The following is a 21,136-nucleotide window of genomic DNA, read 5'->3' as shown; positions in this document are numbered from 1 at the left end:
AAATTCTAAAATTCTAAAATTCTAAAATTCTAAAATTCTAAAATTCTAAAATTCTGCCCGCAAAAACCCGCGCAAATTCCGCAATCTATAACATCATCGAAAAGATTATGCCGAATATGATTAGCGGGATATTAAAGAAAATAAAGGTCGGCACGCAGGTATCCCAGATGTGGCTATGCCCGCCGTCGATATTCAGCCCCACGGTAGGCCCAAGCGTGCTATCGCTCGCAGGCGAGCCCGCATCGCCGATACCCGCAGCCACACCGATGATAAAGATCGTCGCCGCCGTGCTAAAGCCCAACTGCGCGGCTAGCGGGCAGTATATCGTAGCGATGATAGGGATCGTACCGAAGCTCGAGCCGATACCCATCGTCACGAGTAGCCCGATGCCGATCATCAACAGCGCGCCGCCGAGCTTGCCGCCGCTTAAAGTGCTTGCTACGTGCACCAGCTCGTTCACGCCGCCGGTTTCTTTTAAGATCGTGCCGTATCCTGCGGCTATCAGCATCAAAAACGCGATATAGCCCATCATATGCACGCCCTCGTCAAATACATTATCCAGCTTCTTCCACTCGATGCCTTTGCTCGCAAGCATTACTAAAATTCCGCTAAGCGCGGCAAACGGAAGGGATTTGATCCAAATTTGCACCGCGAAGCACACCGCGATGCCCGCTAGAGCGCCCCACTCGCGCATACCCATCTTAAGCTCGCTAAAATGCGCGTCTAAACTCTCTTTAGTTTCGGCATACTCCCTCGGCTTGCGGTAGTAGACTACGGCTAGAATGAGGCCCACGAGCATCGGCACGGCGCTTAGCCACATCACGCTTGATATGTCGCCAAGGCTTACCGCGATGCCGTTTGCGTTCATATTTTTTTCGATTAGCCCCATAAAGATAAGTCCAAATCCCAGCGGCAGCGCCATATACGGCGTCTGCAAGCCGAACGTCAGCGCGCACGCTACGGCGCGGCGGTCGATCTTTAGCGAGTTCATTATCTTGACTAGCGGCGGGATCAAAATCGGGATAAAGGCGATATGCACGGGGATTAAATTTTGTGAGAAGCACGCAAAAAAGGCGATCGAAAAGATAAAGACGTATTTTTTGTCGCTGATTAAATTTGCTACCGCGCGCACCAAGATCGCCGTTAGGTTGGTTTTTGAGATCGCGCTTGCGATGACGCCTAGCAGCAGATATGAAAGCGCGGTTTCTAAATTTCCGCCCATGCCGAGGCTACCGGCGTTTTCGGGATTGCCGTTTATGAATAAATTTATGGCATCGCCCAGCGGGATCTTGCTTGAGAGCACGGCGCATATCGTGCCGATTAGGATCGCAAGCATTACGTTGCACCTCAGCAAGCATAGCGCGCACATCACACAGATACTGATAAATACGGGATTAGTAAGCATCTTTTGCCTTTTTTGGAATTTTTGCAATTATATAGAATTTAGGGCTAAATTTTGCTAAAATCGCGCAAAAAATCGGCTAGGACAGCGATGAAATATTTTTACTCCTCTTTTGTAGTAAGCCTAATTGCGCTTGCTATCGCATTTTATATCGGCGGTGCTGGTGCCGCTTATATCTGTGCGCTTTTATGCGCACTCGAAATCAGCCTCAGCTTCGACAACGCCGTAGTCAATGCCAAGGTGCTAAAAGATATGGCGCCGGTGTGGCAGAGCAGATTTATCCTCTGGGGCATTCCGATCGCAGTTTTTGGCATGAGGTTTTTATTCCCCGTGCTAATCGTCGCCGCAAGCGCGCATCTGGGTCTTTGGGAAACCCTCGTGCTAGCGCTTAAGCAGCCGCACCGCTACCATGAAATTTTAAGCGAGAACGAAGCGCAAATTTACGTTTTCGGCGGTGCGTTTTTGCTGATGGTCTTTTGCGATTTTTTCTTCGATGCGCGGCGCGAGCTACACTGGCTAGGCATAATCGAAAATAACGGGCTCGTGCGATTTTTAAAGCGCATTCCAAACGTCCCCACGCTGATCGCTCTAGCCGCGGGGCTCGTGCTGCTTGCTAAAATGGGCTCGGCTACGCTCGGCACGGCGTATTTCGGCGCGATCTTACTCTATCTACTCATCTCCTGCTTCGACCGCCTTTTCGGCACGGACGGCGTAAAAAACGGTCTCGCGGGCTTTTTATATTTAGAAACCCTAGACGCGAGCTTTAGCTTCGACGGCGTGATCGGCGCGTTTGCGCTAAGCGATAATATCTTCATCATTATGCTGGGGCTAGGTGCTGGCGCGATGTTCGTGCGCTCCATCACGCTGTATCTCATCGCCCGCGGCACGCTGTCGCACTTCGCGTATCTGGAGCACGGCGCGCACTACGCCATCGCGTGTTTGGCGTTTATAATGTTTGCCAAACTGAAATTTGAAGTAAGCGAGATCATAACCGGCACCGTGGGGATTTTATTCATCGCGCTATCGCTCCTTTCGTCGGTGCTTTACAACCGCCGCAACAAGCGCAAACTAATCGAAACGATTGCGGGAAACAACGAGTGAGAATTCCTAGGTAAAATTCTGCGGTGCCGCGCGGAATTAATGGGCGTTAAGTTCTAAAGTGCAAGCGACCATTGTGCCTCTTTATATACGATTTTAAAACAGCAGCGAATTCCTGCGGTCTTTCTTTTGCGGGCCAGTGTTTACAGCCTTGCATTATATAAATTTCGCAATTAGGTATTATTTTGCTCGCCCGGACGGCTCCTTCTAGCGGTATTAATTTGTCCAAAGATCCGTGGACCAATAATACTGGGATTTTAATCTCATTAAGTCGCGAGAACAGATCGGTTGCAACTCCTTCCTTTTTTATCTCGCTTCGCTGAAACGAAATAAAAGCCCTGTCGGCGTCCGGTTTTTTCATCGCTTCGATTATTTCGCAAACCAATTCATTGCTAATCTTGGACTTATCACCGAAAAGATTATATCTAAGCGAGAATTTGATTATAGATGGAAATTTGCAAACCAAAGCGTTTAAATTATCATTTAGCCTTGAATGCACGAACCAGTACAAAAGCCTATGACGTGGTAGCTTTTTAAATAATCCCCATGCATCGAGTGGCACTAGAATTTTTATTAACTCAGGATAGTTCAAGCTCAAATTTATACTAATACCGCCGCCTAGCGAAATACCAACCAAAACTATAGGTCCATCGCTTAATTTCTCAATAAAGGCTTTTAAGATTTCCGTATAAAATTTTAAAGAGTACTCGCCCTTTATCTTATCACTATCGCCGTATCCCGGTAAATCGGGCACTATGACGCGATATTCGTCGCTAAGTAGTGGTATGATCTCTTTCCACGAAAGCATTGCAGAATCAACCCCGCCTCCGTGCAGCAAGAAAATGCTCTCGCTCGCATTGCCCGCACTATAATAGACTATATTTATGCCATTTATATCAACGTTATTCTTCTGCATCGCGGTGCGCCTCCTTTGATTTAAGATAAAATCTTACGCCAGTTCAGTATATATGGAATTTATCATATTAAATTTAATTCCATTTGAAACCAGCCTACCGCTACATAAAAATGCGTTTAAATTTTACTCAAATTCTAACTTCTCATTTTGCAGATACTCGCGGATTTGAGCGTCGAATTTTTTGCGGGCGGTGTGCGGAGAGAGGATCATGAAATGCGGAAAAAATCTTTGCGCGAGCATCAAAATCATATCGTCACTGCTGATCTCGTAGCTTACGCGGCTCCAGCCGTTTTTAAATTTCCCCCCGATCTTTTGCGAGCGAAAAAACTTCTTTGCTTCGAAAAATTTTAAAATTTTGGGCGATACGGCGACTTCGCAGGTATAGGGTTCGACGTCGTATCCGTCGTAAAAGCTCTCCATATTCAGCAGGAATTTCCGCGTATGCTCGCTGAGATTTTTGTCTCGCAATATTTTTAGCTCCCGTTTGTTTGGTGGTGAAATTTTACCTGCGGGCTCGCCGCTCTCGCTTGCGCCGCCAAAAAATCCTTCATTCAAACGCAGCTCGTCAATGATACCAAGAAGCTGCAAAATTTCATCCGTTAAGCGGGTTTAAGATTTTTTATGCTATTTTTGCGACCTATTTCGATCAAAAGGCATAAGATGATAAATTTACCGAAAAATTGCGTGGTTTTTACTTATCCGAAAATGGGCGACAGCGGCAAATTTTTGCCCACAGAGTTGCGCGGCGCAGCGGGGCTTACGGGCTGCACGCTTCAGTGCAAGGCCTACGAGAGCGCGTTTGCGCAGATAAAAGCCCTCGGCTTCGAGCTTATCGCCGTAGGCAGCATGGGCGAGGCGGGCACGAGCGAGTTTAAGCGCGCTACGGGTGCCTCGTTTGAGTTCATAAACGACGAAAAATTCGAGCTTGAAGCGCCGCTTGGGCTCGAAACCTTCACTACCGGCGACGGGAAGAAATTTTACCACCGCCAAACGCTGATTTTTCGAGGCGGCAAGGAAGTAAAGCGCTTTAGCCGTATCGCTAAGCCCGAGCAGGACGCACAAAACGTACTTGCGGCGCTAAAGAGCCTATGATCGATCGCTTCGGCGGCGCGCTTTAAATTTCGCACTCCAAACACATTGCGACACAGGGCTGAAATTTAGGGCAGAGGCGCATTTTCCTTAAATTCAGCATTTTTAATTAAAATGGCGCTAAATTTAACGGAGGCTGGTATGAAAAAATTTCTATTTTTAGCGCTATTTTGCGCCCTTGCGGCAAACTGCGGCGAGAGCGCGCCAGCGGAAAAAGCTTCTGCGGCGGGCAAAACGGACAAAACAACGAGTATCGGCGAGACCGCAAGCGCGCGCTTTATAAAGAGCGGCGAAGCAAGCGCCGGCTCGCAAAGCAGCGCCGATGCAGTCATCCAAACGGACGGAATTTCGCGAGCGGATCTGCAAAGCTGTATCGTAAAAAGCGACGAAGGCTCCTGCGATCGCGTCGTGCGCGGTCTGAAAAGCGGCTGCGAGCGCAAAGATCAGCTGTCGTGTTTTTTCTACGCAGATGCGCTAGGGCGGGGCTTGGGCGTGGAGAAGGACGTCGTGGCGTCGTTTGAGCTTTTTCGAGAGCAGTGCGATGCCGGCAGCAGCGAAGCGTGCTACGAGCTGTCGGTCAAATATCTCCAAGGAATCGGCACCCCTCAAAGCTTTGAGCTCTCGGGGCAAGCGCTAGATAAGGCATGCAAAATGCACAACAAGCGCGCCTGCGCGGTGCTCGATCTACTGCCGAAAAATTAGCGCGGCAGAGGCGGTAAAATTCCAAGCTTCGAGCGCAAACAAAGCGCGTGAGCCTTTGAAATTTTAGCGGGCTGTGCGAGTTTAGTGCGCGATGAGGCGGCAAATCGAAGCGTGCGAGCGGATAAACGAAAAAGGAGCAAAGATGAAAGCTTTAAAGCTTGCGCTAGCGGCGGCGCTGGCGCTTAGTTTGGCAAATGCGGACGGCAAAGCCAAAGATTTTAAATTTAGCGGCGCAAAAACCAGCGCGCTTTTAGCAAAATGCAGCAAAAAAGACGCCGCCGCATGCTACGAAGCGGCGATGAGATACGAGCTGGGCGGTCGCGGCGTCGTGCGAAACCGCCTCAAAGCGCAGGGCTTTTTCGCAGACGCCTGCGAGCTCGCTACCCTCGCCGAGCGGAGGCAGGGAGATAAAATGAGCGGCGCAGGTGGGCGCGCGATGAGCGATCTGCGCGAGCGAGCCTGTCTGGGCAACGCCGCGGCGCTGGAGAGCTTCGCGAGCGGGCAGTGCCGCAGCCTCGTGATATACGACGAACTTTGTGAGGGCGGCTCGCAGGAGGCGTGCGACAATCTGGCGCGGATGAAGCGCGAAGGCTGGGCGCCCAAGGAGAGCTGCAGCGAGGAGATAGTCGCTAAATTCGGCGACGGCAAGCCGCAGAGATAAAATTTCGCCCTATTTTGCGGCGATAAAATTTTTGGAATTTTAGCAAAATAAAATTTGCCGAAATTTTATAAAGCTCGACCGAAAATGGTAACAAGGCGGACTAAATTTTGAATTCTAAAACGCGTTTAAATTTGCGTCGTAAGCAGCGTCAATTTTAGACTCAGCAGAAATTAGAATTTGTGTAACAAGGCTCTTTGAATTGCAAATCGTGCGTGACGACCAGTCTAAAATTTTAAGAACTAGAATTTAAACAAAATCTGCAATTTAGTCGTGACGATGATATAATTTTTAGAATTTTGCAATCGTAAAATATCAAAATTTTGCGTATCTACGTCGAACCGCCCTCCCAAAAAAAGCGCGAAATTTGAAATTTTAAACTGCCATATTGTGCGAAGAGGCAAGAATTTCAGGCAGAGGGAATTTCAATTAATGCGGATTAAAATCCAAGCGCGGCATGCAAAGGTGGTACTGCAAGCGATGGAATTTCAAATATGGGCTCAAGGCTAGCAAGACGCAGAATTTAAACGTCACGAGCGATAAATTTCAAAACACCCATTTTAAAATTGCGAAGCGGAGATTTAAATTTAAGTGTGGCGAGCGATTAAATTGTAAGGGGTGCTTAAATTCAAATATCGCAGCTCACAAATTATACGTAAATTTTGCGCCTAAATTCCACAAGATTGGGTGCGCAATAAGCGTTTGCAGTATCGCAGCAAGACTATAAACTAAGCTTCAATCACGCTTAAAACCCTATTTACCGAGCGCTTGCGCAAGCGCGTATTTCAAACCGCCGAAGTAAAAAAGCCTGATCGGAGGCGTTTGGCGGCGTATCCCAACCGATCGCGCCTCATATTTTGCTCTATAGCCTAGCTCGCGCACGAAATTTAGATTTTGAAATTTAGCGCAAAAATATTATAATTTCGCCCAAATCACGGCTAGGACGGAAAATGAACTCACGCGTGCAAAACAAATATCTAAAATCAAAAATTATGAGCGCCGAGGAAGCCTGCGAGCTGATCTCAAATGGCGCATCGGTGGGCTTTAGCGGCTTTGTTGGGGCGGGCTGCGCGCTAGCGCTACCACAAGCTCTAGCGCAACGAGCGACAACGCTGCACGAAAAAGGCGAGCCCTATCAAATCAAAATTTTTACAGGCGCATCGACCGATCCGCTTTTAGACGGAGTTTTGGCAAAAGCAGGTGCCGTGAGCTTTCGTGTGCCGTTTTTTACGGATGCCGATATGCGCCGTGCGATAAATAGTGGCGCCGTGCGATACGCGGACGTGCATCTATCAAGCCTTGCCGCGCAGCTTAAGGCGGGCTTTTTTCCGCATCTAAACTTTGCCGTGATCGAAGTAGTGGCGATTAAAGAAAGCGGCGTGCTCGTGCCGTCCACATCGCTAGGCAACAACCAAGCCTGGCTCGATATCGCCGATCGCGTGATTTTAGAAGTGAATTACTATCAGCCGCTTGAGCTGGAGGGCATTCACGACGTTACGGATCTGCGCCTACCTCCGAATGCTGAGGATCTGCCGATCAAGCACGTAGGCGATCGCGTAGGTAGCCCCTACATGCATGTAGATCCTGCCAAAGTAATCGCTGTCATAGAGGCTAGGACGCATGATCGCGTCAATAATTTTACCGCCGTGGATGAAATTTCAAGCGCGATTGGGTGCAATGTCGTAAAATTCCTAAAAAACGAGGAGGCTTGTGGCAGACTTCCCGCAAAGAAGCTACTGCCGCTACAATCGGGCATCGGCAACGTCGCTAACGCCGTGCTTAGCTCGCTACAAAATGCTGGCTACCAAGGGCTGCAATGCTACTCCGAGGTGATTCAAGACGGCATGCTAGATCTCATCAAAAGAGGCGTCGTAGGTACTGCAAGTGCCACAGCGCTATCGCTTAGCCCCGCAGGTGTCGAGGAATTTCAAAAAAACATCGATTTCTACCGCAAGCACATCATACTGCGTTCACAAGACGTCTCCAACTCGCCAGCGCTTATTAGAAGGCTTGGCGTCGTGTCGATGAATGGCATGCTCGAGGCAGACATCTACGGCAATGTAAACTCCACTAACGTCATGGGGTCGCAGATGAAAAATGGTATCGGCGGTAGCGGTGACTTCGCTCGCAACGGATATTTGTCGCTATTTCTTAGCCCGTCGCTAGCTAAAGGCGGCGCGATCAGCACTATCGTGCCGTTCGTGAGTCACGTTGATCATACCGAGCACGACACTCAAGTCATCATCACCGAATACGGCATCGCCGATCTGCGCGGCAAATGCCCTCGTGAGCGGGCTCGCGCGATGATAAGTATCGCACATCCCACTTACCAAGACGCACTGAGAGATTATTTCGAGCGGGCATGTGCGCAGCCCTGTGCGGGGCATACTCCACACATCCTAAGCGAGGCGCTGTCGTGGCATCAAAGATTTAAAGATACGGGGAGTATGAAGGCTTAGAGCGAATTTGCTTGAGCTAATGCGCTAAAGCCTAAAATTTAAGCTCATTCTCGCTGAAAGCAAGAAAGTTTGCACTTAAAAATTCCGCCTGCATTTGAAAGCTCTATCGCTACTTAGAGTAAAGCTCGTTAAAATTTTTATTTTTGCAAAGCTCGCGCATTTCAAATTTTAAAATTCTACGGCTTGGAATTTTAAAATTTTGAACTTCGCAAAATTTCATCCATAAATCTGCTATTTAATTTTAAATTTAGCTCTCATTTCATTTGCCATGCGCAAGCTTTTACGGCAATCCTAGCTTATAAGGTGCGCGCTATAAGTTTGCGATAAAACTGCGCAGTATTTGCCAAGATAAATTCCGTATTAAAGCAGCGGCTTGCTAAATCAGAATTTCTCGCCTTACGAAAGCGGTCTTTGGGCTATAAATTTAAAGAGACGAGCTATAAGTCGCGGCGAGATGAGATTAGAATTTTATCCTCGAAGGCTCCATCGGCTTGCTGTAGAAGTAGCCTTGCATATATTTAATCCCCATCTCTTCTAAGATGATTGAAATTTCGTGGTTTTCTACGTATTCGGCGATGAGCTCGTAGCCCTGCTTGCGCGCGAAGTTAGCGATAGTTTCGACGATAGCGCGCGAGTTTTTGTCGTTTGCGATATTTTTGATGAGCGCTCCGTCGATCTTTATGTAATCCACGTCAAGCGTTAAAATTCTATAGTAGTTGGAGTATCCGCTGCCAAAATCGTCTATCGCGACCTTGCAGCCGTAGTTTTTGGCTACGGCGATGAAGCTGCGTAGGCTCTCGTAATCGTCAAATTCCTCGCTTTCTAAAATTTCAATAAATAGATTTGAAGCATTTGGGCTGGATGCGAGCTTGCGCTCTAAAAGCTCCTTGATACCTTCGTTTGCGATGTCAAAATATGAAAGATTTATGCTAAAGCAAGTCCCTGCGAAGCGGTCTAGCAAGCGAAAGGCTTCGTTTATTACGACCTGAGTTAGCGGGATGTAAAGCGAGGTTTGCTTTGCGATGTCGATAAACTCACCCGGGCAGCGCGTCTTGCCCGAACGATCGATTAGGCGGATTAGAATTTCATATACTAACGGGACATAATCACCGCCCTCGGTGCCGTAGGTGTTACCACTAGGATCGCGGTGGGTGATATCAAATATGGGCTGAACAAGCACAAAGACTTGATTTTTCTTGATCGCATTTTGAATGGTGTTGATCATAATCTGGTTTTGAAGATATTTTTCCTCAATCGCATTTGGGCGCGAATAAAAGCCCACGTGCTCGTTTTTGCTCTGCGCCTCATACATCGCCATAACCGCCTGAAAGACCCTATTTGCGCCGCCCGCTACGTCTGCACGCTCGCTCACGCCCATCGTGATATTTAAAGGCGCGGAGGCAAAGCCCTCGGTCGTATGGAGATTAAAAACCTTGTCAGTGAAGTATTTATTTATGATCTCCACGTCGCGCGCGACATTTAGTCCCTCGTAAAATAGGCAAAACTCATCCGATTGGATGCGAAAGATACTGGCTTTGATCTCGTGCGATTCGATACACATCGCAAGCGTGCGCGCAAAGGAGCGCAGAATTTCATTCGTCGTCTCCGCCTTGTAAAAAAGTCGCAAATTTGCAAAATTTACGATAGTGATGTAGATCGCTACGCCCGTTTTTTCGGCGTTTATTAGCTCATATAGCGCTGCTTCGTTGCCCTGGCCCGTAAGATGATCGATATAGACTTGATTGTTTAAGCTCTCCTTTGCGCTCGCAAGAGCTAGCTTCATAATCTCGCGCTCGCCGATGTCATGAGCGTAAAGTGCATATAGCGGCGGCTTGGATGCAGCAGCGATATTTGCTAGCCTTAGGCTCACATCGGCTAGCTCGCCGTTTTTACGAAGCAGGCGCGTATCTTTGGCGCTTTTATTTACCATCGCAGGAAGTTCGATCACTTTATCTTTGGGCATCAAAACTCCAAGATCGCTTCCTTCCAGCTCGCTTTGTTCGTAGCCGCTTAAGCTAAGCGCGCTTTTATTAGCGTATAAAATTTTAAAGTTTTGATCTGCTAAAACTATCGCTTCGCCTGCCTCCTCGCATAGCGCGCGATAGGGCGCGAGGGCGCGTTTACTACGCAAAGCATTGGAATTTATGATGTAAGTAAGCAGTAAAAACGACAAAAACACCGCCGTGTAAAGCATCGTCATTTGCATAAACGAGCCGTAAAATTCCTCGCTAGCGTAAGAAAATCGCTCGCGCAGGCTTGCGAAGCGCTCGTTGAGCAACGAGAGATTATCGCTTACAATGATATTTTGCCGCTCGAAATTCCTTAAAATTTGCCGTGCGATTCCTATAAACGCAGCTTCGTCGGGGCTTGACGCATCTGCGCTTTCTAACGCGCTTTTTAAAGTAGAGATCTCGGAGCGATTTTTATAATTAAGCCCTAAAATTTGAGAGTAGAGATTTGCTCTTTGCGCATTTGCGCCACTGGATAAAAATTTTTGCTGCAGACTTTGAAAAAGGATTAAATTCTGCGAATTTAAAGCCCCAAGCTCGTCCAAAAGTGAAATTTTATCGCTAAAAGCGCTTCCGATCGCGCGCACATCGCTGCTAAGTCCGATTTTATCGATGATTTTATCTTTTTGCAGAGCTTGCAACACCTGATAGATGCCGCGCATATCGGCATTTGCAATCGAAAAGTCCCTTCTTGCGATTTTTGCATCAAATAATATATTTAGGCGGTTATCGGCATTATCGATCAAAGCTAGCTCGCGCGAAATCGTGCTAAATCTCGCTACATCTCTTAGCGACGAGAAATAATTCCCGGCGATGATTATGCCTAATATCATAATCCCCACCATCAAAGTCCACATTATCTTATCTTTCATCCTGCGCCTCCGTCATCTCGCCCTTAAGTGTAGCCAAAAAGCTCATCAAAGCATCAAGCTCCCCATCGCTAAGATCGTATTTTAGCAGATCCTTTGCAATCTGCCGCACCGCAAGACGCAAATCCATCTGCCCGTTTACGTAAGGCGCGGTTTGCGTGATATTGCGCAAGCTAGGCACGCGGCGCAACTCAAATCCGTCGGAAGTGAACCTATGCCTAGGCGCATCCTCCTCTTCCGCGCTTGGGCGAATTTTAGTAAAACTGCCGGTGCCTAGGCTAACGCCGTTATGACATGCCGAGCACAGCCGCACAAAAAGCACATATCCGTTATATTCGGCATCATTTAGCTTAACCTCGCCGCGCAAAAATCGGTCAAATTTGGAATTTATCGCCGTTTTGGACTTTAAAAATTCCTTCAGCGCATCAATGAAGTTTGCCGTATTCGCCTCGCCGTAAGCACTTTCAAAAGCCTGCTTGTAGGCTAAATTCTTCCTGATAAGCTCTAAAATTTTATCTTCGCTCGCGTCCAGTTCATTCTCGCTAAAAACCGACGCCGCGATCCGCGCTTCAAAGCCCGCGAAATTATAATCGCCTAAGTAGCGGTCAAAATAATAAGAATTTATGAGCGTAGGCACGCGTCCATCGCGCACCGAAGCGCCCGAATCGTTTAAATAAAAATTGTGGCAGCTCTCACAGGAGCGGCCTTTGCTACTAAATCTTACATCGGTAAAAATTTTTGCGCCCAGCCGCGCCTTTTGTGGGTCATATTTAGGCATCTCAAGCGGCGAGAAAAGATTGCCGCAAAGCCCCAAAACCGGCGCCAGACTAAATATAAAACAGCTTAAAGCTCGCTTCGATCTCATCGCTTATCACCCCGCCTTTAGCTCGCTTTTTCAAAATCTCCTCGATCTCGCGCTCGCTAGCCTCCGCGCCGTCCATATGCAGGTGCCACGCGGCGTTTTGCACAGCTTCTTGTAGGCTGCGTTTTTGCTCGCGCTTTTCAGTTAAAATTTCGCTTTTAAATTTGATGTCGCGCGCGCCAAGCAGCGCCTCAAATTTTTCGGCGGCGGTAGCAAGTCTTTTATGCCCCGCGCCGAAGCGCTCAAAAAGCGGCGCAAGCATAGACGAATTGCGCTCGCTCGCCCAGTTTAGATAAATTTTACGCTCACCCAGCGCCAAAAACGCCTCAAAATCCTGCTTGCTTTTTAGCGCGGGGCTCATCGTAAGAAACGCGATGTCAAAAACTGCGGGAATTTTAAAATTTTCGCAGCCGCGGTTTTTGCTCACAGCGTCTTTTAAATTTAAAGCCTGCGCTTCCTGAGTTTGCGAGTTTGAAATTTTACTTTTCGAGCGTGGATAAATTTTAAAATTTTCATCCGCCGCATTTGCAAAACCATCGCGGCTCAGCCGCTCGCAAAACTCCGCAAAGCTTAAATTTAATACGTTTTGCAAGCTGATGCCAAACTCCTCTGCGCTACGCCTTAGCTCGCGCAGCATCCCCTCCGAGCTATCGATCGCCGTAACCTTGGCGCCCAGCGACGCGAGATACAGCGAGTAAACCCCCGTGCCGGCGCCCACGTCTAGCACGCTTTTGCCCGCAAAGCTCACGCCCCAGCCGCGCAGTATCTCAAACACCCGCTTGCCGAAATCACCCGGCTCGCCGCTAAATTTGGCGTAACTTTCGGACTTTTTATCCCAGCTATTTTTATGTGATTTTTCGCCGATTCTCTCCACCGCTAGCCTTTAAATTTTTTGTAATAATAGCAAAATTTGGCAATTTTTCCGAATTTGGGCTATAATAAATGCTTTCAAAATCTAGGCGAAAGGGCGTTCATGGCGGACGTGACGATAAGAAATTTAAACTTTGCTTACGAAAAACGCGAAATTTTAAAAGATATAAACCTAAGCTACGAGCTGCGCGATTTTTTAGCGATTTTCGGGCCCAACGGCGGCGGCAAAAGCACCCTTTTGAAGCTACTTTTGGGGCTATTGCGACCAAGCTCGGGCACGATCGAAATTTTAGGCAGATCGCCCGCGCTTGCCAGGGCGCAAATGGGCTACGTACCGCAGTTCATCGCGATAAACAAAAGCTTTCCCATAAGCGTGCTCGAAGTCGTTTTAATGGGGCTGATAGATAAGAAAATTTTCGGCTTTTACTCCAAATCCGAGCGCGAGCAAGCCATGCAAGCCCTGGGGCGCGTAGGCATGCAAAGCTTAGCCGGCTGCCGTATCAGCGAGCTTAGCGGCGGCCAGAGACAGCGCGTTTACATCGCGCGGGCGCTGTGCGCGAAGGCTAAAATTTTACTTCTTGATGAGCCGCTAGCGAGCATCGACACGATGGGGCAGGTTCAAATTTACGAGCTTTTAAAATCCCTAAACGAGAGCGGCTGCGGCATAATTTTAATCAGCCACGACGTGCAGCTTGCACTAAACTACACAAACCGCGCGCTTTACGTCGCAAACGGCTCGGCGCATACCCACGAGATCGATCCGGGAGGCAGAGCGGAATTTTTAGAGCACCTGCGACGCGAGCACGGGCACTTCTGCGCCGTCGATCTCGCGCTTAACGAATGCTGCTGCAAGGAGGGCGAAAATGGCTGAAATTTTATCTTACGATTTCATGCGAAACGCCCTACTCGGCGGACTTTTGGTCAGTATAGTCTGCGGCGTCGTTGGCTCTTTAGTCGTGATAAATCGCATGAGCTTCATAGCAGGCGGCATCGCACACGGCGCATACGGCGGCATCGGCATCGCGCTATTTTTAGGCATCTCGCCCGTGCTGGGAGCTAGCGTATTTGCGCTGTTTTTGGGGCTACTCATTGCCTACGTCACACTACGAAATACCGAGCGCTTCGACGCCGTAATCGGCGCGATATGGGCGTTTGGAATGGCTTTGGGGATAATCTTCGCCGATCTTACGCCTGGATACAAATCCGATCTGATGAGCTTTCTGTTCGGCTCGATCCTAGCGATAAATCATGAAAATTTGATCTTCATCGGCATTTGCGGCGCGGCATTTGCGGCGCTTACGGCGTGCTTTTACAGACAGTTTTTAGCGATCAGCTTCGATAAGGAATTTGCCCTGCTGCGCGGAGTTAATACGAGCGTCTTTTACTACGTCCTCGTAGTGATGGCGAGCCTCGCGGTGGTAGCGTCGATTCAGATCGTAGGACTAATCTTAGTGATCTCGCTGATGACGATCCCGCCCTTTATCGCCGAAAAAATTTCAAAAAGCCTAGGCTCGATGATGGCGATAAGCTGCGTGCTATCGGCGCTTTTTTGCGCGGCGGGGCTTATTTTAAGCTTTAAGCTCAATCTAACCAGCGGCGCTTCGATAATCCTAGTCGCTTCGGTCTGCTTTTTCGCAAGCTCGATTTTTAGCAAACTTCGCGCCTAAAAGCCCGCCCAGCTCGCTAAGCAGGATGCCCGCGAGTATCAGCGCCGCGCCTAAAATTTGAAGCGCGCTTAGCTTCTCGCCGAAAGCATACCCCATTATGCCCGCGCTTACGGGCTCCAGCGCGAAAATTAGCACCGTTTTTATCTCGCTTACGCCGCGATTTTGCGCCATTGTTTGGATCACAAACGCCGCAACGGTGGCAAAGATCGAGGTCAAAACCAGCGCAAAAACGAAGTCGAAACTCGGCGAAAAGATCAAATTTCCAAGTACCTTTATCTCGCCTTCAAATTCCGCGTGCGGAGTGAAAACTGCCGCGATCAGCGCGCAGACGCAGACGCAGATAAACTGCACGATCACAAAGCCGTAGAGATTGCTTTTGCGCGCGCAGACGCCGGTAAATACGATGTGAAGCGCGTATGCAAACGCCGAAACTAGCGTCAACCGCTCGCCTATGCCAAATCCCACCACGCCGCTTGCTCCGCTTAAAAAATATAGCCCCAAAAGCGCCACGACCGCACCGCCAAAGGCGCTTGCAGCGATCTTTTTGCCGAAAAACGCAAGCATTAAAAAGGGCACGATGACGACGTTTAGCCCCAAAATGAACGCCACCGTCGATGAGAGCGCATAATCAAGCGCTATGGTCTGGCAGGAAAAATCGCAAAATAGCATCAGCCCGCAAAACACGCCCCGTCCTATCGTGCCGCGGTCAAATTTGACGCCGAAGCGCAGGCAGGCGAGGTAGGTAAAAATGCTCGCCGCCAAAAAGCGCCAAAACAAAAAGCTAAAAACGTCGCCGCTATGCAGCGCGCGCTGAACCGGCACGAAAGTGCATCCCCAAACGATCGCTACGAAAAGCAGCCCCAGATCCCACAGCCTGCTAGGCGGAACGGGGTTTTGCGCGCGACTTTGCGCGGAACTAGAATTTTGCCCGAAACTCTGCGCGGAATTCAAGCTTTGCGTACAGTTTTGCGCAGAGGCAGAATTTTGCGCGGCAGCAGGACTCTGCGTAGAATTAGAGCTTTGCGCGAAATCGAAATTCTGCGCGAAATTTAAGCTTCGAGCGGAGCTAGAATTCTGTGCCGAATTGGATTTCTTCGCAAAATTCCGCACATTAAAATTTTTCAATCCAAAGCTCTGCGGCGTATGAGCGGAGGTCGGATCGTTTGCGATGACCTTGGTAAAATTTTTCTTTAAGAGTCGCGTATGAGCTGCGGCAAGGCTTTTTGCGGGGCTTAAATTTGGCTCGTCTACGACGCTTGCACGGCTTAGCAAACTTGCGCTATTTGTGCTGCTATGAGTGGAATTTTCCGCAAAATTTAATATAAAATTTCGTTTGAAATTTCTTGCGGAATTTTCGCAAGGATCTGTTTTGGAGGATTTCGCGGAATTTAAAGCTTTGCTTTCGGCGCAGCTCGGAATTTGCGCGGAGTTTAAATTTAGCGCAAGAGCCGCAAAATTTAAAGCAACTTTTTTTTCGATATTTCTGACGCGCGGAGCGGAATAGGGCGCTACGAGACTGTGCACGGCAAAACCGACCGAGGCACGATTGCGTGTGGCGAAACCAGCCGAAGTGGGATAAAATTTTAAATTTCGCACGCTGATAAAATTTAACTCGGCAGTCGCATCTTTAAATTTAAAATTTCTTTTGAAGCGGGAAGCTGGAGCGAAATTTATCACACCGCCAGGCGCTGTGTCTTTCGCACGCTTGCACGTCTGATTTGAGATAAAATTTAAAGCGGATTTTGAATTAAAATTTTCCGCGAGCTCCGAGATAGAATTTTTCATAATTTGAAGTAAAATTTCGCCGAGATTTTAGTGCGGTCGCGCCTATCTGATCGTCTTTATGGCGTTTAAAATCGCGCCCGAGTTTTTGCGAAACTCCCTTTCGTTTTTGCTTAAAAAATCGAAGCTTTCGTTGATAAAGGCGCTGCTAAATTCGCTACTAAAATCGTCTCCAGGGTCGCGTCCAACGGCACTTTTAAAGCTTTTAGCAAAGCTCGCGTCGGCTCCTAGTTCGCGTGCCAAAGGGCGAATGATTTCGTAAATTTCATCAAAGGCGTTGGTGCGCAGATAGTGGCTTAATAGCACCTCGCCGCTCATTACCGCCTTAGTATCGGCTTCGGACATATCTTTTATTTTAGCAAGTACGAGCTTTTTGATCGGCTCTACGGCAAGACTTAGCTTCTTGCTCGCCAGCCTTTGCATATTCTGCACGGCAATGCTTTTTTTGCCCGCGCGCTCGGTAATGTAGCTAGGCAGATCGAGCTCGTAATCCTGCACGCCAGTGCGTTCGTATTCATTTGCGGCACGCTCTATCAAAGTGCTTAGTGAGTTTTTAAAATTTTCACTATCGCCCGCGCCCGCGCTAAGCATTACGTCCAGTCCCTTTACGGCGACCTCCTCCCAGCTAGCAGTTGCAAATAGCGGCAATAAATAAAGGATTAATTTTTTAAGCAAAGTTTTTCCCCAATTAAAGATTGATTATTTTATTTCGAAAATTTTAATGTATAATCAACGCTTTTATAATACCAAAAGGGCTAAATATGGAGCTTTTACTCATCGCTTTTGCGCTTGCGATGGACAGCGTCGCGCTTAGTATCTCAAACGGCGCGAAATATCCGAATTTCAAATTTGCGCAGATCGCGCGCGTCGCGTTTTTCTACGCGGCGGCTCAGTTTATAATGCCGCTAGCAGGCTACGCTTTGGGGATAAATTTCGTCAAATTTATCGCGCAGATCGATCACTTCGTCGCGTTTGGAATTTTATCGTTTTTAGGCGTTAAGATGATCGCGGAATCCCGCCGCGAGCAGGACGAGCCAGATCTTCGCCTAAGCACAAAGGAGCTGGTGCTGGGCGCGATCGCCACCAGCATCGACGCGATGGCCGTGGGCGTGACCTTTGCCTTTGGCGAGATAAACATCCTCTACGCCTGTTGCATAATCGGGCTCGTCTGCTTCGCGCTGTGCGTCGCGGCGTGCTACGTAGGCAAGCTAACGGGCGAATACCTGCACTCAAAGGCGCTCGTTTTAGGCGGCGTGATTTTGATCTTAATCGGGGTTAAAATTTTGCTCTCGCACCTCGGCGTTATCGATATTTAGCCGCGCGGATACTCAGCGGGCAGATGAGGTAGGCGCGGTTAAAGTACTCTGCCGTGATAGTGGCGTAACGATACGTAATTTTAAAATTTATAAAATTTGAGATTTATAGAATTATAAAAAATTTCGCGGATTTGCTAAGCGGTGGGATTTAAATCCGATTGGGTGCGCGGCGGGTGCGAAAAATGTGCCGCTTCAATACGGCAAATATGGCTAAAGCGCAGCTCAAGGTATTTGTCGCGATACTAATGCAGTAGTGCGTCAGGCGGAATTTCAAAATTTAAAATTAGGCAGAATTCTAAAATTTCACCGCATTGTGTTTTCTTAAAATTTTACAAAATTCTAAAATTTCATAAATCTTAGAATTCCAAAATTTTTAATAACTTTAAAATTTTATTCGCGTTAGCTACCGATTTTAAATCGAATAAAGACTTTCTATTTTCTACCCGCCAGAAGCTTTGAGCTACCTAGCATCAGCCATTTGGATTCGCGCGGGCCCATAAAAAGCCCCTGCGTCGTATCTATGAGCTCGATCTGCTCATAGCCCTGCTCCTTAAGACGTGCGATGAAAGCATCCATGTCGCCGTAGTTTCCGCGCGAGAAAAGATCATGGATTGCGAAGCTGCCGCCCTTTTTAAGCACGCGAAGCGTCTCTAAAAGTAACGCCTGGCGGTCCTTGCGCATGATGTTGTGATAGACGTAGTTGCTTGTAACCGCATCGAAGCTGCCGTCCTCAAAGGGCAGCTGCGTGGCGTCGGCCTGCTCGAAGCTGGTGTTTTGCACACCTTCGGCGCGCGCGTTGGATTCGCACAGCTGTTTGTTAAAAGACGCGTACTCAAAGCCCCAGCGATCGACGCCTAGCACCGATGCGTGCGGGTTGCGCTTAGCCACGGCGATCGTTAGCGCGCCGCTGCCGCAGCCTACGTCTAGCCCGCGCCCGCCCTCGGGTAGATCCACGTATTTTGCCGTGCCCTCTACGATCGCGCGAGAGAGCTGACGCTTGCCGCCGTAATCAAACGCGCGGTACCACACGATGCAGTAGATCGTAAAGCCGATCAAAACCAGCGTCGCTGCGCCGAAAAGCCCGGCAAGAAACCATCTTAACACGCCGCCAACGAAGGCGCCGCAAACGCCGAAAATCAAAAATAAAACTAACGCTACGCCCGCACCCGCGGCAAAGCTCGCGATCATGCCCTTAGGCACCCAGTTTTTATAGTCCGGTTTTATCTTCGCTCCTTTTATTCAATTTAATCTCGCGGCGGCAAAGCACGTCGCGGCAAAATTTTAAATTTCGCCCGTAAATTTTAAATTTCGCAGCTCAAACCTCGCTTAAATTTAAACGCACGCTAATAGGTGTATTTAAACTCCACGTAATAGTTGCGCCCTGGAGCCGGAGTATAGATGTCCGAGCGTAAATTTTGGTTGTAATTATACTCCTCGTCAAAGACGTTTTTGACTCCCGCGCTTATCAAAAATCCGCTTGCGAAGCGGTACGCAGCGCCCAGATCTACGATCGTGCGCGAGTCGATTCTATCGTGGTTGACGTCGTGCGATGATGAGAAATATTTAAAATCGCTCATCAGCGTTAAATTTCTAATCGGCTCGTAATCGACGCCCAAAACGAACTTCGAGCGCTCCACCAACGGAACCTGCTTACCTTTATTCGCGCCGGATTGGATCTTGGCGTCGACGTATGAAAAGGTCTCGCTGAGCTTTAAATTTGAAAGCAGACTTTGCTCCGCATACAGCTCCACGCCCTTGCGGCGCGTCTCGTCGATATTGATAAAAAGCCAACCGTGCATAATGTTGCTGCCGAGCAGTTCGTTTACGATCTCGTTTTTCGTATCGGTCCAAAAGATCGTAGCGCTTACGTATTGCCCGTAGATCAGATCTTTAAGGCCGATCTCGTAGGTTTTAAAGGTTTCGGATTTGAGGTTATTAAGCACGTAAGGGCCGTTGCGACCGAGCTTGTCGATGAGCTGATTAGGGGCCGGCGAGATATAGCCGCGCTCAAATTTAAAATATAGATTGCCATCCTTGGAATAATTAAAATTCGGCGTAATCTCAAAAGCGTAGTTGTTCTTATGATCGCTTACTCGGGTACTATTTTGCATCTGCAAGATTATGTTTCCCATCCTTTTTATAGTAGTCGAAACTCTGCGATTTACTTTGTATTCGGCGCGCTCAAACCGCCCACCCGCACTTAGCGAAAACAACTCGGTGAAATTGTGCTTTTCTAAAGCATAGACCGAGTGGGTAAGCTTTTGCATATCAAAGATCGTAAGCTGTGAACTGCTCATCATAGGATTCATCGCGTCGTTAAGATTTATCCTGCGAAAGCCCTTGTTTTTGAGATAATCATATCCCGTTATGAACTCGCCGCTGTCGTAGTCGAGCTTGCCTTTTAAATTTGCCCCCTCTTTGCGGTCTTTCATCACAAATCCGCTCTGAATGATCCTGATATCTTGATAATAAGGATGCAGATTCATCTCTACCCGATCGCCGAATTTTACCGTGTAGCCGAAATCGAAATTTGCCCGCGTACTTTTGGTAAAAGTCCGTTCACCTCCTTGCTGGCGGCGATCCACTTTAAGCTCGGCAAGCCCTAAGCTCGGCACCGAATAGGTTCGCGCCTGATAATAGCTCGGATCAAAAGAGATGCTTTGATCGTCCGAAATTTTATAATGCATCCCGAGCGAGCCGTAATAGCCGCTCTCTTTCTCGCCCTTGCGGTATCCGCGCTGCTTAAAGCCCTTTAAGGCGGTTTTTAAAAACAAATTCTCGCTCACGCCTCCGCCTAGCCCTAAATTTAGATCATTGTAATTATACGACGCGATCTTAGTGGAGATATTGGCGTATGGGTATCTGGCACCCTTTTTTGTGATGATATTTATCACGCCGCCGCTGGTGCCGCTGCCGTAAAGCACGCTACCGCCGCCTGGAATGATCTCCACGCGCTCAATATCTTCGATCGGAACTAAATCGATCGGAATGCTCGTCGGCGTCGTGTCGATCATATTGAGCGCGACTCCGTTGAGAAGAACCTTTACGGAGGTATTTGCCTTTTGGCCCTGCCCGCGCAGATCGACCGTATCGCCGTGAAAGCTAACCCCCGGCGCCTTTTCTAAAATTTCGCGCAGATCGCGGTAGCCGCGGTTTTCCATATCCTCCGCGGTGATAACGGAAACGTTGCGAACCTCGTTTTTAAGCATATCCTCAAAGCCCGTTGCGGTAACTACGATGGTGCCCAGCCTCGTGGCGTTCGCGCCGGAAGCGTTTTTAGAAGCTGCGGAATTTACGGCTCCCGCGCCGGACGCGCTGATATTTTCGGACGTGGCGTTGTTTTCGGCTCCGTTTAGTTGCAATGCGGCGCACAAACTTAGCGCGATCGCGGCATTTGAAAGATAAAATTTCTTAAACATCACTCTCCCCTATTCAAA

Annotated in this window: 18 protein-coding genes; 8 read left to right on the top strand and 10 right to left on the bottom strand. The window is 48.5% G+C overall.

Annotated elements, in window-relative coordinates:
* Positions 1-85 precede the first annotated feature (85 nt).
* A complete protein-coding gene (locus tag Q0224_RS00530; protein WP_297948083.1) occupies positions 86-1,405 on the bottom strand; it encodes a Na+/H+ antiporter NhaC family protein in 1,320 nt (439 codons plus the stop codon).
* A gap of 87 nt (positions 1,406-1,492) precedes the next feature.
* Between Q0224_RS00530 and Q0224_RS00525 the strand changes: the two genes are divergently transcribed.
* Complete coding sequence (locus Q0224_RS00525; protein ID WP_297948080.1) at positions 1,493-2,503, top strand: DUF475 domain-containing protein; 1,011 nt, start codon at positions 1,493-1,495, stop codon at positions 2,501-2,503.
* 46 nt (positions 2,504-2,549) lie between these two features.
* Here Q0224_RS00525 and Q0224_RS00520 read toward each other — a convergent pair whose 3' ends face one another.
* Positions 2,550-3,416, bottom strand: a complete 867-nt coding sequence (locus Q0224_RS00520) for an alpha/beta hydrolase (protein WP_297948077.1) — start codon at positions 3,414-3,416, stop codon at positions 2,550-2,552.
* A gap of 123 nt (positions 3,417-3,539) precedes the next feature.
* Positions 3,540-4,004: a WYL domain-containing protein gene (locus Q0224_RS00515; RefSeq protein WP_297948076.1), complete on the bottom strand. Its 465-nt coding sequence runs from the start codon at positions 4,002-4,004 to the stop codon at positions 3,540-3,542.
* Between the two features lie 72 nt (positions 4,005-4,076).
* On the opposite strand from Q0224_RS00515, the gene Q0224_RS00510 reads away from it, so the two are divergent.
* From Q0224_RS00510 to Q0224_RS00495, 4 genes are all read left to right on the top strand, one after another.
* A complete protein-coding gene (locus Q0224_RS00510) occupies positions 4,077-4,508 on the top strand; it encodes a redoxin (RefSeq protein ID WP_297948074.1) in 432 nt (143 codons plus the stop codon).
* A 138-nt stretch (positions 4,509-4,646) separates the two neighbouring features.
* Positions 4,647-5,207, top strand: a complete 561-nt coding sequence (locus tag Q0224_RS00505) for a sel1 repeat family protein (protein WP_297948072.1) — start codon at positions 4,647-4,649, stop codon at positions 5,205-5,207.
* Between the two features lie 142 nt (positions 5,208-5,349).
* Positions 5,350-5,868: a hypothetical protein gene (locus Q0224_RS00500; protein WP_297948070.1), complete on the top strand. Its 519-nt coding sequence runs from the start codon at positions 5,350-5,352 to the stop codon at positions 5,866-5,868.
* A 947-nt stretch (positions 5,869-6,815) separates the two neighbouring features.
* Positions 6,816-8,324 carry a succinate CoA transferase gene (locus Q0224_RS00495; protein WP_297948069.1) on the top strand — a complete coding sequence of 503 codons (1,509 nt, stop codon included), beginning with the start codon at positions 6,816-6,818 and terminating at the stop codon, positions 8,322-8,324.
* A gap of 460 nt (positions 8,325-8,784) precedes the next feature.
* Here Q0224_RS00495 and Q0224_RS00490 read toward each other — a convergent pair whose 3' ends face one another.
* The 3 genes from Q0224_RS00490 to Q0224_RS00480 are packed head-to-tail and all read right to left on the bottom strand — an operon-like array spanning position 8,785 to position 12,938.
* Positions 8,785-11,205, bottom strand: coding sequence for an EAL domain-containing protein (locus Q0224_RS00490; protein WP_297948067.1), 2,421 nt, complete (start codon positions 11,203-11,205; stop codon positions 8,785-8,787).
* The gene (locus Q0224_RS00485; RefSeq protein ID WP_297948065.1) at positions 11,195-12,067 is read right to left on the bottom strand and encodes a cytochrome c peroxidase; all 873 of its coding nucleotides are present in this window, start codon (positions 12,065-12,067) and stop codon (positions 11,195-11,197) included. The genes Q0224_RS00490 and Q0224_RS00485 overlap by 11 nt, the downstream gene beginning before the upstream one ends.
* On the bottom strand, positions 12,030-12,938 hold the full coding sequence (locus Q0224_RS00480) for a bifunctional 2-polyprenyl-6-hydroxyphenol methylase/3-demethylubiquinol 3-O-methyltransferase UbiG (protein WP_297948064.1): 909 nt from the start codon (positions 12,936-12,938) through the stop codon (positions 12,030-12,032). Before Q0224_RS00480 ends, Q0224_RS00485 begins: the two co-directional genes overlap by 38 nt.
* A gap of 99 nt (positions 12,939-13,037) precedes the next feature.
* On the opposite strand from Q0224_RS00480, the gene Q0224_RS00475 reads away from it, so the two are divergent.
* Both Q0224_RS00475 and Q0224_RS00470 read left to right on the top strand, forming a co-directional pair.
* Positions 13,038-13,805, top strand: a complete 768-nt coding sequence (locus Q0224_RS00475; protein ID WP_297948063.1) for an ABC transporter ATP-binding protein — start codon at positions 13,038-13,040, stop codon at positions 13,803-13,805.
* Positions 13,798-14,601 carry a metal ABC transporter permease gene (locus tag Q0224_RS00470; protein ID WP_297948062.1) on the top strand — a complete coding sequence of 268 codons (804 nt, stop codon included), beginning with the start codon at positions 13,798-13,800 and terminating at the stop codon, positions 14,599-14,601. Before Q0224_RS00475 ends, Q0224_RS00470 begins: the two co-directional genes overlap by 8 nt.
* Here Q0224_RS00470 and Q0224_RS00465 read toward each other — a convergent pair.
* Both Q0224_RS00465 and Q0224_RS00460 read right to left on the bottom strand, forming a co-directional pair.
* The gene (locus Q0224_RS00465) at positions 14,545-16,386 is read right to left on the bottom strand and encodes a DMT family transporter (RefSeq protein ID WP_297948061.1); all 1,842 of its coding nucleotides are present in this window, start codon (positions 16,384-16,386) and stop codon (positions 14,545-14,547) included. The genes Q0224_RS00470 and Q0224_RS00465 overlap by 57 nt on opposite strands.
* 42 nt (positions 16,387-16,428) lie before the next feature.
* Positions 16,429-17,058 (bottom strand): hypothetical protein, encoded by a 630-nt coding sequence (locus tag Q0224_RS00460; protein ID WP_297948060.1) that lies wholly within the window; start codon positions 17,056-17,058, stop codon positions 16,429-16,431.
* 86 nt (positions 17,059-17,144) lie between these two features.
* Here Q0224_RS00460 and Q0224_RS00455 point away from each other — a divergent pair, with 86 nt between their 5' ends.
* On the top strand, positions 17,145-17,699 hold the full coding sequence (locus Q0224_RS00455) for a manganese efflux pump MntP family protein (protein WP_297948059.1): 555 nt from the start codon (positions 17,145-17,147) through the stop codon (positions 17,697-17,699).
* 432 nt (positions 17,700-18,131) lie between these two features.
* On the opposite strand, the gene Q0224_RS00450 is transcribed toward Q0224_RS00455, so the two are convergent.
* Positions 18,132-18,899 carry a class I SAM-dependent methyltransferase gene (locus Q0224_RS00450; RefSeq protein WP_297948058.1) on the bottom strand — a complete coding sequence of 256 codons (768 nt, stop codon included), beginning with the start codon at positions 18,897-18,899 and terminating at the stop codon, positions 18,132-18,134.
* Positions 18,900-19,042: 143 nt separating this feature from the next.
* Positions 19,043-21,118 carry a TonB-dependent receptor gene (locus Q0224_RS00445; RefSeq protein ID WP_297948057.1) on the bottom strand — a complete coding sequence of 692 codons (2,076 nt, stop codon included), beginning with the start codon at positions 21,116-21,118 and terminating at the stop codon, positions 19,043-19,045.
* Between the last annotated feature and the right edge of the window lie 18 nt (positions 21,119-21,136).

It is taken from the genome of uncultured Campylobacter sp. (assembly GCF_938002845.1).
GTDB lineage: Bacteria > Campylobacterota > Campylobacteria > Campylobacterales > Campylobacteraceae > Campylobacter_B.
Note: the sequence above shows the minus strand (reverse complement) of the source record. Positions and strands in the feature narration are given on the sequence as shown.

Excerpts from the sequence above, each read along its gene's own strand:
- Q0224_RS00530 (WP_297948083.1), bottom strand. The coding sequence starts at position 1,405 with ATGCTTACTAATCCCGTATTTATCAGTATCTGTGTGATGTGCGCGCTA.
- Q0224_RS00525 (WP_297948080.1), top strand. The coding sequence starts at position 1,493 with ATGAAATATTTTTACTCCTCTTTTGTAGTAAGCCTAATTGCGCTTGCT.
- Q0224_RS00520 (WP_297948077.1), bottom strand. The coding sequence starts at position 3,416 with ATGCAGAAGAATAACGTTGATATAAATGGCATAAATATAGTCTATTAT.
- Q0224_RS00510 (WP_297948074.1), top strand. The coding sequence starts at position 4,077 with ATGATAAATTTACCGAAAAATTGCGTGGTTTTTACTTATCCGAAAATG.
- Q0224_RS00505 (WP_297948072.1), top strand. The coding sequence starts at position 4,647 with ATGAAAAAATTTCTATTTTTAGCGCTATTTTGCGCCCTTGCGGCAAAC.
- Q0224_RS00500 (WP_297948070.1), top strand. The coding sequence starts at position 5,350 with ATGAAAGCTTTAAAGCTTGCGCTAGCGGCGGCGCTGGCGCTTAGTTTG.
- Q0224_RS00495 (WP_297948069.1), top strand. The coding sequence starts at position 6,816 with ATGAACTCACGCGTGCAAAACAAATATCTAAAATCAAAAATTATGAGC.
- Q0224_RS00490 (WP_297948067.1), bottom strand. The coding sequence starts at position 11,205 with ATGAAAGATAAGATAATGTGGACTTTGATGGTGGGGATTATGATATTA.
- Q0224_RS00485 (WP_297948065.1), bottom strand. The coding sequence starts at position 12,067 with ATGAGATCGAAGCGAGCTTTAAGCTGTTTTATATTTAGTCTGGCGCCG.
- Q0224_RS00475 (WP_297948063.1), top strand. The coding sequence starts at position 13,038 with ATGGCGGACGTGACGATAAGAAATTTAAACTTTGCTTACGAAAAACGC.
- Q0224_RS00470 (WP_297948062.1), top strand. The coding sequence starts at position 13,798 with ATGGCTGAAATTTTATCTTACGATTTCATGCGAAACGCCCTACTCGGC.
- Q0224_RS00465 (WP_297948061.1), bottom strand. The coding sequence starts at position 16,386 with ATGAAAAATTCTATCTCGGAGCTCGCGGAAAATTTTAATTCAAAATCC.
- Q0224_RS00455 (WP_297948059.1), top strand. The coding sequence starts at position 17,145 with ATGGAGCTTTTACTCATCGCTTTTGCGCTTGCGATGGACAGCGTCGCG.
- Q0224_RS00445 (WP_297948057.1), bottom strand. The coding sequence starts at position 21,118 with ATGTTTAAGAAATTTTATCTTTCAAATGCCGCGATCGCGCTAAGTTTG.